This window comes from Enterobacter asburiae (assembly GCF_007035645.1).
GTDB classification, from domain to species: domain Bacteria; phylum Pseudomonadota; class Gammaproteobacteria; order Enterobacterales; family Enterobacteriaceae; genus Enterobacter; species Enterobacter asburiae_B.
The window spans coordinates 692,489-706,334 of record NZ_AP019632.1 but is presented as its reverse complement, the minus strand read 5'-3'; the positions used below and the strand labels follow the sequence as shown (position 1 = coordinate 706,334).

Annotated in this window: 12 protein-coding genes; 3 read left to right on the top strand and 9 right to left on the bottom strand. The window is 58.9% G+C overall.

All coding sequences use genetic code 11. The features are described from left to right. The first annotated feature begins 165 nt into the window (after positions 1-165). Entirely contained in the window at positions 166-1,422 is a 1,257-nt protein-coding gene (locus FOY96_RS03375; RefSeq protein ID WP_029740744.1) for a nucleoside permease, read from the top strand. Between the two features lie 79 nt (positions 1,423-1,501). On the opposite strand, the gene citG is transcribed toward FOY96_RS03375, so the two are convergent. Genes citG through FOY96_RS03335 form a run of 8 tightly spaced genes read right to left on the bottom strand, consistent with a single transcriptional unit; the run spans position 1,502 to position 8,810 of the window. Beyond that, positions 1,502-2,305: a triphosphoribosyl-dephospho-CoA synthase CitG gene (citG, locus tag FOY96_RS03370; RefSeq protein WP_143346503.1), complete on the bottom strand. Its 804-nt coding sequence runs from the start codon at positions 2,303-2,305 to the stop codon at positions 1,502-1,504. Next, complete coding sequence (gene citX, locus FOY96_RS03365) at positions 2,283-2,822, bottom strand: citrate lyase holo-[acyl-carrier protein] synthase (RefSeq protein ID WP_087823215.1); 540 nt, start codon at positions 2,820-2,822, stop codon at positions 2,283-2,285. The genes citG and citX overlap by 23 nt, the downstream gene beginning before the upstream one ends. A 2-nt stretch (positions 2,823-2,824) precedes the next feature. Then, positions 2,825-4,342, bottom strand: a complete 1,518-nt coding sequence (gene citF, locus FOY96_RS03360; RefSeq protein WP_126785797.1) for a citrate lyase subunit alpha — start codon at positions 4,340-4,342, stop codon at positions 2,825-2,827. Between the two features lie 10 nt (positions 4,343-4,352). Then, positions 4,353-5,228: a citrate (pro-3S)-lyase subunit beta gene (gene citE / locus FOY96_RS03355; RefSeq protein ID WP_032640621.1), complete on the bottom strand. Its 876-nt coding sequence runs from the start codon at positions 5,226-5,228 to the stop codon at positions 4,353-4,355. After that, on the bottom strand, positions 5,225-5,518 hold the full coding sequence (gene citD, locus FOY96_RS03350; protein ID WP_008499773.1) for a citrate lyase acyl carrier protein: 294 nt from the start codon (positions 5,516-5,518) through the stop codon (positions 5,225-5,227). The genes citE and citD overlap by 4 nt, the downstream gene beginning before the upstream one ends. 16 nt (positions 5,519-5,534) lie before the next feature. Beyond that, positions 5,535-6,557, bottom strand: a complete 1,023-nt coding sequence (gene citC, locus FOY96_RS03345) for a [citrate (pro-3S)-lyase] ligase (RefSeq protein ID WP_143346502.1) — start codon at positions 6,555-6,557, stop codon at positions 5,535-5,537. A gap of 10 nt (positions 6,558-6,567) precedes the next feature. Next, entirely contained in the window at positions 6,568-7,431 is an 864-nt protein-coding gene (locus FOY96_RS03340; RefSeq protein ID WP_021242089.1) for a fumarylacetoacetate hydrolase family protein, read from the bottom strand. Between the two features lie 17 nt (positions 7,432-7,448). Further along, a complete protein-coding gene (locus tag FOY96_RS03335; RefSeq protein WP_029740738.1) occupies positions 7,449-8,810 on the bottom strand; it encodes a 2-hydroxycarboxylate transporter family protein in 1,362 nt (453 codons plus the stop codon). Positions 8,811-9,155: 345 nt separating this feature from the next. Here FOY96_RS03335 and FOY96_RS03330 point away from each other — a divergent pair, with 345 nt between their 5' ends. Together FOY96_RS03330 and FOY96_RS03325 are read left to right on the top strand one after the other, a co-directional pair. Continuing rightward, a complete protein-coding gene (locus tag FOY96_RS03330; RefSeq protein ID WP_172620501.1) occupies positions 9,156-10,781 on the top strand; it encodes an ATP-binding protein in 1,626 nt (541 codons plus the stop codon). Continuing rightward, the gene (locus tag FOY96_RS03325; RefSeq protein WP_023309148.1) at positions 10,771-11,463 is read left to right on the top strand and encodes a response regulator; all 693 of its coding nucleotides are present in this window, start codon (positions 10,771-10,773) and stop codon (positions 11,461-11,463) included. Before FOY96_RS03330 ends, FOY96_RS03325 begins: the two co-directional genes overlap by 11 nt. Before the next feature lie 108 nt (positions 11,464-11,571). Here FOY96_RS03325 and FOY96_RS03320 read toward each other — a convergent pair whose 3' ends face one another. Next, a complete protein-coding gene (locus FOY96_RS03320; RefSeq protein WP_143346501.1) occupies positions 11,572-13,707 on the bottom strand; it encodes an ornithine decarboxylase in 2,136 nt (711 codons plus the stop codon). Positions 13,708-13,846: the final 139 nt, after the last annotated feature.

Genomic DNA, 13,846 nt, shown 5'->3' with positions numbered 1-13,846 from the left:
GAAAATGTTATTTGCATCACAATCCAAACTGCAAATTAATGTGGATTGCATTTTTTTGCGGGAGGTAACAAAACATATCGTTGCCAACTGATAGAATTGCATCAAATAACAACCCTGAATGTTCCCAAAACAACATATCTCCCGCTCACTTGTGAGGAAAGTAACATGAACCTTAAGCTGCAGCTTAAAATATTGTCGTTTCTGCAGTTCTGCCTGTGGGGTAGCTGGCTGACCACACTCGGCTCCTATATGTTTGTGACGCTCAAGTTCGACGGTGCGTCAATCGGTGCCGTATACAGCTCGCTCGGTATTGCGGCTGTCTTCATGCCAACGCTGCTGGGCATCGTGGCGGATAAATGGTTGAGTGCGAAATGGCTGTACATGCTTTGCCATCTGGTGGGCGCGGGGACGCTGTTTATGGCAGCCCAGGTGACCACGCCGGGGGCGATGTTCATGGTGATCCTGCTTAACTCGCTGGCCTATATGCCAACGCTTGGCCTGATCAACACCATCTCCTACTACCGCCTGAAATCCGCGGATTTGGATATCGTGACCGATTTCCCGCCAATCCGTATCTGGGGCACCATCGGCTTTATCATGGCGATGTGGGGCGTGAGCTTCGCAGGCTTCGAACTGAGCCATATGCAGCTCTATATCGGTGCGGCGCTCTCCGTGGTGCTGGCGATCTTCACCCTGACGCTGCCAACCATTCCGGTCTCTAACCAGCAGAAAAACCAGAGCTGGAGCACCATGCTCGGCCTGGACGCGTTCGCGCTGTTTAAAAACAAACGCATGGCGATCTTCTTTATCTTCTCCATGCTGCTGGGCGCGGAGCTGCAGATCACCAACATGTTCGGCAACACCTTCCTGCACAGCTTCGATAACAACCCGCTGTTCTCCGGCAGCTTTATCGTTGAACATGCGTCGGTGATGATGTCCATCTCTCAGATCTCTGAGACGCTGTTCATCCTGACCATCCCGTTCTTCCTGAGCCGCTACGGCATCAAAAACGTCATGCTGATCAGTATCGCGGCATGGATGTTACGCTTCGGCCTGTTCGCCTACGGTGACCCGAGCGCGTTTGGTACCGTGCTGCTGGTGCTGTCGATGATTGTTTACGGCTGCGCCTTCGACTTCTTCAACATCTCTGGTTCGGTGTTTGTGGAAAAAGAGGTGAAGCCTGAAATCCGCGCCAGCGCGCAGGGTATGTTCCTGATGATGACCAACGGCTTCGGCTGTATTCTGGGCGGCGTGGTAAGCGGTAAAGTCGTTGAGATGTACACCACCAACGGCATCACCAACTGGCAGCCTGTGTGGCTGATCTTCGCGGCGTACTCGCTGGTGCTGTTCTTCGCGTTCATCGCGCTGTTCAAGTACAAGCACGTGCGCGAGCCGCACGGTGCGCAGCCGATCGCGCATTGATTGTTGTGCCCGGTGGCGCTGCGCTTACCGGGCCTACAAAACCAGACCGTAGGCCGGGTAAGGCGAAGCCGCCACCCGGCTATTTTATTGCAGAGAGCACCCACCCCACTGACAGTAAATCCGCGCTGCCGCCCGGGCTCAGGTTCCGTTCAATCAATGCCTTATCCATCTTAAGCAGCGCCTCGCGATCCCAGCCGTTGGCCAGTAATTCCCGCGCGTAGCCCTGAACGTAGCGCAGCCCTTCAATGCCGCCGCGCGAGACGAGATTACTGTCCTGATTGACCGCCATCAGGCGCAACAGCATGCCGTGAAGCGGCTGTCCGCTCCACTGCGCCAGCACCCTACGCGCCGTCGCAAAGCCGCTTTCCGCCTCTCCGCGCGCGCCGGTTAAGCCGTACAGCTGAAACTGCCGCTCGCCCGCCGTCGCCTGTCCGCTGCGCGCGGCCAGTTCCCGCGACACCAGCCCGCTGCAGATGTTACTCACCTCACAACAGAGGCTGTCTGCGGAGATATTTTTCACACGTCCGGCAGCGAAGCACAGTAAACCCAGGGCAAAAATCCCGCCCTTGTGGGTGTTCACTCCGTTCGTCGCGGCGTACATCGCCTGCTCGCAGGCCATCCCCATCGGGCGGATAATGCGAAGCTGTGCGTCAGCGGGTTTATCTGCATGCGCGTTACCGAGTTCGGCAAAGCGCGAAAACCACGGGGTAATCGCCGCAATGCTGCGGACGAACAGCGCGTGGTCCATATCGCGATGGGAACCGTTATTGAGCTTGTCCACCAGCCCCGGCTTGGGCGTCAGCTCCAGCTCCTGCCATAGCGCCGCCTCCGCAAGCGCGGGCACGTCAACCGGGCGCGGTTTAGTCGCGAGCAAACCAGTCATCGATCGTCTTCTCCACGCGGGAAACCACCTGCTCAAGGGGGTGATTGCGCGAACGGGAACAGGCATGAGCGGGTTCGTCGCAGATCAGGCAGCGTCTGAGATTCGCCCCCAGCGACTGACGCCCGACGTGGCCGTGCTGAGGGCAGATCACGTCCAGATCCCACAGCCTGCCGAGCGGGTGCGTCTGCTCCAGCTCCGCACAGTGCGCTTTGATTTCCACCGCGGGATGGGCCACGCACCACAGGGCTTCTGGCCCGGTCGGGAGCCACAGCACCTGACGGTCCAGCACCTGCCAGCGGTTTTCCCACAGCAGCTGGTCGCACATTTGCAGCGCCACGCCCATGGTATTGCGATAGCGCAGGCTGTCTTTGATTTCCCCTGGCGTGACCAGCGTGAGGGAAATCACCGGTTGTTGATAGTGCTCAAGCATGTCAGCCTGGCGCGCTGCGCGGCGCTCTTTCGCCGCCAGCAGTTCGTCCAGGCTGACACCCGCCCGCACGGGTGTCGCTATTGTCATAACTACTCCTTTACCTGTCGCACGGTGTCGATCACGCTGCCGTCGCGGTAGCGGATCACCCCGACGATTTTGTCGGTAAATTCAATCGGTTTCGGTACGCCCGTCAGGGAAATCGCCCGCTCGTAAAGCGCGCTGATATCCACAACTTTGAGCCCGGCTTCCAGCAGGCGCTCGCGGATCTCCGGGCGCGCCGGGTTGACCGCAATGCCGTGGTCGGTGACCAGCACGTCGATGCTCTCACCCGGCGTGAGGCGCGTGGTGACGCGCTTCACTACCGTCGGAATACGGCTACGCAGCAGCGGCGCGACGACGATGGTCAGGTTTGCCGCGGCGGCCACGTCGCAGTGTCCGCCGGACGCGCCGCGCATCACGCCGTCGGAGCCGGTGATAACGTTGACGTTAAAATCGACGTCGATCTCGAGAGCGCTGAGGATCACCACGTCGAGCTGGTCGCAGCTTGCAGCCTTGCTGCCGGGGTTGGCGTAAACGTTGGTGGAGATCTCCACGTGGTTCGGGTTGCGCGCCAGCGAGGCCGCCGCCTGGCCGTCAAAGCACTGGGTATCGAGCAGCTTTTCGATGAGTCCCTTCTCGTGTAAATCCACCAGGCTGCCGGTGATGCCGCCGAGCGCAAAGCGCGCCTTCACGCCGCTGCGCTCCATCTTCTCTTCCATAAAGCGCGTGCAGGCGGTCGCCGCCGCGCCGGAGCCCGTCTGCATCGAGAAGCCCGGTTTGAAGTAGCCGGAGTGTTCAATCACGTCCGCCGCATAGCGGGCGATCATCAGCTCGCGCGGGTTGCTGGTGACGCGCGCCGCGCCGACGCTGATTTTCGCCGGGTCGCCCACGCTTTCAACCTGCACGATGTAATCCACCTGGTCCTGCACCAGGCTGGCGGGCATATTGGGGAACGGCACCAGTTCTTCGGTCAGCAGCACTACCTTACGGGCAAAGTGCGCGTCCACCATCGCGTAGCCCAGGGACCCGCAGCACGATTTACCGTGCGTGCCGTTGGCGTTGCCAAACTCATCGCTGCACGGCACGCCGAGAAACGCTACGTCGATATTCAGCTCGCCGTCCTGAAGCAGCTTCACGCGCCCGCCGTGGGAATGAATTTGCACCGGCTCGTCCATCAGCCCGTGGGAGATGGCATCCGCCAGCCTGCCGCGCATGCCCGAGGTGTAAATCCGGGTGATGACGCCGCTTTCAATATGCTCGATCAGTGCGTCGTTACAGGTCATCAGCGAGCTGGAGGCCAGCGTCAGGTTTTTGAAGCCCATTCGCGCCAGCAGCGCCACGACGGTGTTGATCACCCGGTCGCCTTCGCGAAACGCGTGGTGGAAGGAGATGGTCATCCCGTCCTGCAGGCCGCAACGCTTAACCGCCTCTTCAACAGAGGCGCAGAGCTTGCGGCTGTGCTTCGCGTCGCTGTCCGCCAGCCACGGCGTGGCGCTGTGGGCGGTATCAAAGGGTTTTAAGTCCCGCAGATGGGGGAAGTTCACGTGAAGAAGTTCTGTCTGATTCATTATTTTATCCTTACCGACGCACGCCGGAGGCCGCCGCGCGCTCCAGCACCACCTGCGCGTGGTTAATAATCGGTGCATCCACCATTTTGCCGTTGAGCGACACCACGCCCAGGCCGTTACGCTCACCCTCTTCTGCCGCCTCAATCACCCTTTTGGCGTGATCCACCTCTTCCTGAGTCGGGGCGTAGGCGTTGTGCAGCAGATCAATCTGGCGCGGGTTAATCAGCGATTTGCCGTTAAAGCCCATCTTGCGGATCAGATCGACCTCGCGCAGGAACCCTGCCTCGTCGTTAACGTCTGACCACACCACGTCGAAGGCGTCGATGCCCGCCGCGCGGGCGGCGTGCAGCACGGCACAGCGGGCGTAGAACAGCTCGGTGCCGTCGCCGCGCTCGGTCTGCATGTCCATCACGTAGTCAAAGGCGGCCAGCGCAATCCCGATGAGGCGCACAGAGCTGCGGGCAATCGCCACGGCGTTGATGACCCCAATGGCCGATTCAATCGCCGCCATCACGCGGGTGGAGCCAACCTCGCGGCCGCACTCGCGTTCGATACGCTCGAGGTGGCCTTCCAGCTCGTATATATCGTCCGGCGTGTCGGTTTTCGGCAGGCGGATCACGTCCACGCCGGCCCGCACCGCGGCTTCCAGATCCAGCAGGCCAAACGGCGTGCTGAGCGGGTTAATACGCACTACGGTTTCGATATCCTGATACATCGGGTGCTGCAGGGCGTGGAACACCAGCATGCGCGCGGTATCCTTCTCGCGCAGGGCGACGGCGTCCTCAAGGTCAAACATGATGGAGTCGGGACGGTAGATAAAGGCGGTGGAAAGCATGGCGGCGTTAGCGCCCGGCAGGAACAGCATGCTGCGGCGGAGTTTGCTCATTTCAGCGCCCCCCAGTTGATGGCCTGTTCATCGGCGGCACGCATCAGCGCGCTTTGCAGGCGGGCGCGGATCACACAGTCCAGCGCCCCTTTGTCTTCAATAATGATTAATCCCTGGTGCACGTTCATGGCGCGCAACGTGTCGTTGACCACCTGGCGAATCTGCTCGCCAAACTGCTTAATCACTTCACTGTGGATGACTATCTCCAGCTCGCCGTGAGCGGGAGCGATTTTCACCATCAGGTCGCTGGACTCCTGCGTTCCGGCCAGCGCCTCCCTTACAATTTTCATGATAAATTCCTGGTAGTTAAGCGACTTCCGCACTCGCACGGTAATGCGTTTCGAGATGCGCGAAGGTGGAGTCCGGGACAATCTCCCGGATCCGGGAAAACTGCTGTGTCTTCAGTAAGCGGCGCACTTCGGACGCTGAAATAGCGTTGCCGGTGGCCTTGATGCGCGGCATTTCCACCACCTCGATATGCGAGGCCAGCAGGTCGTGCAGCGTCTGGTTGTACTGGCGGGTGATATCGCAGAACGGCTCCGAGCCGATGAAGCGGTGCGTAATGCCGAGCGCCGGGGCGATGAAGTCCCGGAAGATCAGCACGTCGATCTCGCTCCACGCCTGCTGCACTTTACCGGTCTCCTTCAGGAAGTAGGCAGGGAAGGTGGCGCGGGAGATGATGTACTGCGAGCCTTCATGCACCAACACGTTCGGCAGATGCGCCACGCCCGCGCGCACCATCTCGAGGCGCGCGCTGAACGGGAAGAACGAGGCGTCTTCACGCACCACGAACAGGTGCAGGGCATCGCACCGCTGCGCCGCCTGCTCCACCAGATGGCGGTGGCCGAGGGTGAACGGATTGGCGTTCATCACTATCGCGCCAACGTTCTCCCCGCACTTGCGCTTCGCGCGCAGGGAACGGCAGTAGCGTTCGATCCCCTGCGGGGTGTTCTCCATCAGCACCGCGTTGTTTCCGCTCTGGGCAATCGGCCAGAAGCCGCTGCGGGCAAAGCGCTCCCGGTTGCACGGACGGGTGCAGAGGAAGAGGTGAAAATGGCCGCACTCCAGCGCCGCATTTTCCACCTCTGCCAGCAGCCGCGCGCTGAGGTTCTCGCCGCGAAGCTGCTCGTTGACCGCCACGCATTTGATGACGTTGGCAGCAAGCCCTGCGCAACCCACCAGCTGCGAGCCGGACCAGGCTTCGACAAACAGCGTGATGTCGTTGTCCAGGCCAAGGCCGCTGTCTGCCAGCAGGTAGCGGATCTGGCTTAAGCGTTCCGGGTGTTTCGCCACGACGGTGTGGCGAAAATCGATGGGTTGACTGTTCATGCCGTCTTTCTTAATGTGCTGCCGCAAGCCCGACGGCTGGCGCTTCCACGATCACGTTGCTCAGATGACCGATATGCTCGATCTCCACCTCAATGCGATCCCCTTCCTTCATAAACAGCGGCGGATTGCGCTTTTTACCCACCCCGCCCGGAGATCCGGTGATGATCACGTCGCCCGGACTGAGGCGGGTGAAGGTGCTGATGTACTCGATCAGCTCTGCAACCTTGTGGATCATGCTGCTGGTGTTGTCTTCCTGCACCATGCGGCCGTTCAGCCAGGTGCGGATTGCCAGCTGATGCGGATCCGGGATCTCATCCGCCGTCGCCATCCACGGCCCAAACGCGCCGGTTTTGCGCCAGTTTTTACCGGCCGTAAACCAGGTGTGCTGCCAGTCGCGGGCGGAGCCGTCCATGTAGCAGCTGTAGCCCGCCACGTGGCGCAGGGCGTCATCGCGGCTGATGTTCTCCCCGCCTTTACCGATGATCACCGCCAGCTCGCCTTCGTAGTCGAATTCGCTGGAGTGGCGCGGCTTCAGCACCGGCTCGTTGTGGCCGGTCTGTGAATCCGGGAAGCGGACAAACAGCGTCGGCGCCGGGTTATGCTGGTCAAACTCCTTGCGCTTGTCGGCGTAGTTCATGCCCACGCAGAGGATCTTTTCCGGCTGCTCAATCACCGGTAAGAAGGTGATGGCGCTCATCGGCACGTCCACGGCATCGTTCAGGTAACGGGTGGCCTGCGCCAGCCCGTTGCCCTGCAGCAGCGCCTTGAGGTCGCTGTAGCGGTCGCCGAGACGGCGGCCTAAATCAATCACGCCGTCGGCCTGGACGATGCCGTAGCTGCGTTTTCCCTGGTATAAAAAGCTTGCGAGTTTCATTGTTCTTTCCTGAAAACTTAAACGAGGAAGTTGCCCAGAATCAGCAGTGAGACAGAGACGTTAATCGCCCCGCCGATACGGGTAGCAATCTGGGCGAACGGCATCAGGCTCATACGGTTGCCTGCGGTCAGGATCGCCACGTCGCCGGTACCGCCCTGGCCGCTCTGGCAGCAGGAGACGATGGCGACATCAATCGGATGCATACCAATCTTTTTGCCGACGAAGAAGCCGGTCGCCACCAGTGCGGAAACGGTGCTGACAATCACCAGCAGGTTGCTGACGGTGAACGCCGCCACCAGTTCATGCCACGGAGTGATCGCCACGCCGACGGCGAAGAGGATTGGGTAGGTCACGGAGGTCTGGAAGAATTTGTACACCACCTGAGAGCCTTCCAGCAGGCGCGGAGAGGCGCCGTTGCAGAGCTTCACCAGGACCGCCATAAACAGCATGCCGACCGGTGCAGGCAGGCCAATCAGCTTGTGGCCGAGCATGCCCAGCATGTAGAGCAGCACCGCCAGCAGCGCGCCGGAGGCGATGGTGGTGACGTCCGCTTTGCCGGAAAACGCAGGCTGAGAGACGGTGGCATCGGCATTCGCGCGGTTAGGCATCAGCTGGCCTTCACCGGTCAGGTGCGGGAAGCGTTTACCGAGCTGGTTCAGGCAGCCGGAGATGATGATTGCCGTCAGACCGCCGAGCATTACCATCGGCAGCACGCGGCCGAGCGCTACGCCCTGGTCCATGTGCAGCAGGGTGGCATAGCCGATGGAAAGCGGGATTGCCCCTTCCCCGACGCCGCCCGCCATAATCGGCAGAATGATAAAGAAGAAGATCTGGAACGGCTCAAGACCCAGCGCCAGGCCCACGCCCATCCCCACCAGCATGCCGACGATTTCACCGCACAGCATCGGGAAGAAGATGCGCAGGAAGCCCTGAATCAGCACCGTGCGGTTCATGCTCATGATGCTGCCGACGATAATGCAGCAGATGTAGAGATAGAGAATGTTGGTGGATTTGTAGAACTTGGTGGTGGACTCGACCACCACGTCCGGCAGCAGGCCATAATAGACCAGCGCGGAAGGGATAAAGGTGGCGCAAATCGCCGCCGCGCCGAGCTTGCCGACAATCGGCAGGCGTTTGCCAAACTCGCCGCAGGCAAAGCCGAAGAAGGCCAGCGTTGCCACCATGACCACGATATCGCTCGGCAGTTTTCCGCCCAGGCAATCAATCGCAATCAGCGCGCCCGCCAGAACGAACAGCGGCAGAGGAATAATCCCAACTTTCCAGGTATCCATAATATGCCACCAGCGCTCTTTGAGCGAAGGCCGCTGAATTTCAATCGGGTCGTGGGTAACAGAGAAAGAATCGTCAGTTGTGCTCATAATAAGCCCCTTGGTTATTTTGTGCGTTCAGCTTAGAGTCACAAAGGCTTACTTTATGTGAGGAATGGCATATTAAAAGCGAAGTTTTAATGGCAGCTATGGTTTTAATGGTTTCTTTTATTTAATGTGATTTACACCTTATTTATTGCCGTGGTTTTTATGGTTTCTTTTCCGAATTGAACAAACAAATAACATTTTTTCGGGAAGCCCGAAGCACGTTAGCCTTCAGCATAACGCTTTTACAGCGCCCGCTGTGCAAGGGATCACAAGTTTTCGGCAAAGCGGGCGTCAGCGCAAAAAAAGATGATATATTGGCGATCTTTGCTGCTACCTCGCGTGATAGTTATGAAAGTCTCTTTCCAGATTAAGCTGTTTATTTCGCTGGTTGCCTTTTTCTCGGTGCTTTTCGCGCTGCTGGGCGGATATTATTATACCGACGTCGGGAAGCAGCTTTATCAGGAAATGAGTACGCGTGCCAAAATACAGGCTGAAGAGATTGCGCTTATTCCGACATTGCGTAATGAAGTTGAACAAAAGAATATCAGCGCCATCCATGATTTTATGCAGAAGATTTCTGCGCACAGTGACGCCAGCTTTATTGTGATTGGTGATAATAAGGGGCAGCATCTTTTTCACTCCGTCTTTGCCGACAGAGTGGGCACAACCCTGGTTGGCGGAGACAATGAAGCCGTATTGCAGGGTAAAAGCACCACCACCATTCGCAAAGGCGGGCTGGGCATTTCGCTGCGCAGTAAAGCCCCCATCTTCAACGCCGCCGGACAGGTGGTCGGCATTGTTTCGGTAGGCTATCTGACCAGCTACCTTGATACCATTACCGTCAGCAAAGTGGTCAATATCCTGATTGCCGCCGTGCTGCTGCTGATCGCTCTCTTTATCTTCTCCTGGTTCTTTACCCGCAGCATCAAGAAGCAGATCTTCTCCCTTGAGCCGCGCGAGATCGGCCTGCTGGTGCGCCAGCAGAAGGCGATGATGGAGTCTATTTATGAAGGCGTGATTGCCATTGACGATCGGCGGCGGATTGAAGTCATCAACCAGGCGGCGCGCAAGCTGCTGGGCCTGAGCCAGCCGGCCCGCGAGCTGCGCGGACAGCTGATAAGCCAGGTGATCGATCCGGTCCCGTTCTTCGACACGCAGACGATGCTGGCGAAAGATACCCATGACGAGATTTGTCGTTTTAACGATCTCACGGTGATTGCCAGCCGGGTGCACATTATGCTTGAGGGGTCGCTGCAGGGCTGGGTGATCACCTTCCGCGATCGCAACGAGATCGACTCGCTGAGCGCCCAGCTCAGCCAGGTAAAACGCTATGTCGATAACCTGCGCATTATGCGCCACGAGCAGTTAAACAGGATGACCACCCTCTCCGGCCTGCTGCATATGGGCCGCTATGAGGAAGCCATTGGCTACATTCAGGCGCAGTCGGAACATGCCCAGGAGCTGCTGGACTTTATCTCTTCGCGCTTCAGTTCCCCGACCCTGTGCGGCCTGCTGCTGGGGAAAGCCGCCCGCGCGCGGGAGAAAGGCGTCGAGCTGTGTTTCGACCCGGGCTGTCGGCTGGACAGACCGTTCCTGCCCCTTGGTGAGCAAGAGCTGATTTCGATTATTGGCAACCTGCTGGATAACGCCATTGAAGCGACACAGCGGTCGCCGCTTCCCCACGCGCCGGTAGAAGTGCTGATAAAACTCAGCGAACAGGAGCTGATTATTGAAGTCGCCGACCAGGGCGTTGGCATTACACCGGAGATGCGTGACCGGATCTTTGAACGCGGCATCACCACCAAAACGCGCGGCGATCATGGGATTGGCCTGTATCTGATCGAAAGCTACGTCACACAGGCTGGCGGCGCGATAGAAGTTGCCGATAATACGCCACGCGGCGCCATTTTCTCCTTGTTTATCCCGGCCACGGGAATCGCCCGGCAACTGGAAGACACCGACTATGCAACATGAACTTATCGACGTACTGATTGTTGAAGACGAGAACGAACTGGCGCAACTGCACGCGGAGCTGATAGGCAAACACCCGCGTCTGAGGCTGGTAGGCATTGCCTCGTCGCTGGCTGCGGCCCAGGCAGAGCTTGAAAGCAAACAGCCGCAGCTCATGCTGCTGGATAACTATCTGCCGGACGGCAAAGGCATCTCGCTTATCAATAACCCCATGCTGGCCCGCGCCAACTGCTCGGTGATTTTTATTACCGCCGCCAGCGATATGGACACCTGCAGCCAGGCGATTCGCAACGGCGCGTTCGACTACATCCTCAAACCCGTCTCCTGGAAGCGGCTCAGCCAGTCGCTGGAGCGGTTCGTGCAGTTTGCCGAACAGCAGCGCGTGTGGAAGATTGTCGACCAGCAGAACGTGGATTCGCTGTATCAGCTCCAGGCGAAAAACTACCGCCTGGACAACGGCAGTAAAGGCATTGAGGAAAATACGCTGGCGCGGGTGCAGACGCTGTTCAACGATAAGGCAACGCACTGCTTTACCGTAGATGAGGTGGTGAGCGAAACCGGATTAAGCAAAACCACCACCCGGCGCTATCTGGAGCACTGCGTGGAGGCGGGCTTTCTGACGGTGGAGATGCTGTACGGCAAGATTGGGCATCCGAGGAGGATGTACAAGCGTAGCGCGGTTTGATGAAACCCTCCCCCTCACCCCGGCCCTCTCCCCAAAGGGGCGAGGGTGAAAAGACGGCCCCGTACAATCCCCTCTCCCCTTTGGGGAGAGGGTTAGGGTGAGGGGGGGCTACCTTAATACATACCCATACAGCCGCTTAATCCCGTCGGCATCCTTCTCGCTGTAAACCCCCTGCAGCTCCGGCGAGAAGCCCGGCAGCAGGTTGACGCCCTCCTCCAGCGCGAGGAAGTAACGCTGTACCGCCCCGCCCCAGACCTCACCCGGCACCACGCACAGCACGCCCGGCGGATAGGGCAGCGCCCCTTCGGCAGCAATGCGCCCTGCGGCATCACGTATGCGAACCAGCTCCACGTCACCGCGAATATAGGCCCGGTTCGCATCCTGCGGGTTCATCACTACCTCCGGCAGGCTCTCCTTGCGGAACATCGCCTTCTGCAGATCCTTCACGTCAAAGCTGACGTAGAGATCGTGCATCTCCTGGCACAGTTGGCGAAGGGTGTAATCCCGGTAGCGCACCGGGTATTTCTGGAAGATCGTCGGCAGCACGTCCGCCAGCGGCGTGTCGTCTTCAATATGCTGTTCGAACTGGCCCAGCATCGCCACCAGCTGCGCCAGCTTCTCGCTGCTTTCGGCAGGCGTCAGCAGGAACAGGATCGAATTGAGGTCGCATTTCTCCGGCACGATGCCGTTTTCGCGCAGGTAGTGCGCCAGAATCGTCGCCGGGATCCCGAAATCGGTGTACTCCCCGGTTTCAGCATCGATACCCGGCGTGGTCAGCAGGAGCTTGCACGGGTCGACAAAGTACTGCTCGCGGGCATAGCCCTCAAAGCCGTGCCATTTGGCCCCCGGCTCAAAGCTGAAGAAGCGCAGCTCGCTGGCGATGGCGTGCGTCGGATGATCCTGCCACGGCCGCCCCGCCACCACCGGTGGGATAAACGGTTTGATCATATGGCAATTCGCAATGATCGCCTTGCGCGCTTCAATCCCCAGCTCGACGCACTCCGCCCACAGCCTGCGTCCGCTTTCACCTTCGTGGATCTTGGCATTCACATCCAGCGCTGCGAACAGCGGATAAAACGGGCTGGTGGAGGCATGCAGCATAAACGCGTTGTTCAGCCGCTTGTGCGAGCAGAAACGCGCCTGACCGCGAATGTGGTTATCCTTTTTATGGATCTGCGACGTTTGCGAGAACCCGGCCTGCTGTTTATGCACCGACTGGGTCACGAAAATTCCCGGATCGTTCTCGTTCAATTCCAGCAAGAGCGGGGACGTTTCCGCCATCATCGGAATAAACTGCTCGTAACCCACCCATGCGGAGTCAAAGAGGATGTAGTCGCAGAGATGACCGATCTTGTCGATCACCTGGCGGGCGTTGTAGATCGTCCCGTCGTAGGTGCCAAGCTGAATGATCGCCAGGCGGAACGGGCGCGCCTCGTCGGCCTTCTCCGGCGCCGCTTCACGGATAAGATCCCGCAGATAGGCGTCGTCAAAGCAGTGGTCGTCAATTCCGCCAATAAAGCCAAACGGGTTACGCGCGGCCTCAAGATAAACCGGCGTGGCTCCCGCCTGGATCAGCGCCCCGTGGTGGTTAGACTTATGGTTATTGCGATCGAACAGCACCAGGTCGCCGCGGGTCAGCAGCGCGTTGGTCACCACCTTATTGGCCGCTGAGGTGCCGTTCAGCACGAAGTAGGTTTTGTCCGCGTTGAACACTTTCGCCGCGAACTTTTGCGCGTGCTTGGCGGACCCTTCGTGGATCAGCAGATCGCCCAGCTTCACGTCGGCGTTGCACATGTCGGCGCGAAACACGTTTTCACCGAAGAAATCATAGAACTGTCGCCCTGCCGGGTGTTTTTTGAAAAATGCCCCGTGCTGGTGGCCCGGACAGGCGAAAGTGCTGTTGCCCATCTCCACATACTGGCTCAGGGTATCAAAAAAGGGCGGCAGCAGGTTCTCTTCGTAGCGGCTGGCAGCGCTCTCCAGTTCCAGAAACTCCTGAGCTTTACCCGAGATGACCGCGGTGGCGCCGTCGGGTACGTCCGTTGGCTCCTGCGAGAAAATAAACACCGGTAAATGAAAGCCCGTGCGTTTCAGCAGAGCAAGAATGCCGCTGCGACTTTCAGCTGTTGTGATGACGACGGCCGCCACATCGGTAAAATCAGTGCTGTCCAGCGTCACCTTTTCGCGGTGCGTAGACACAGTGGAGAGCAGCTCGCGGCTGACGGCAATTTTCATGGTTTTCATAGGCGCAGTTACCCTCACCGGGCGGTGAGACAGGGAGGAGAAAATTCGCGCAATAATGTCACCTTTTATTTTGAGGTGCAAGAAGGAATCAGTATGCACGAAATCAACCAAAGCTAAGGCCCGCGCAGCCCTGCCGTGC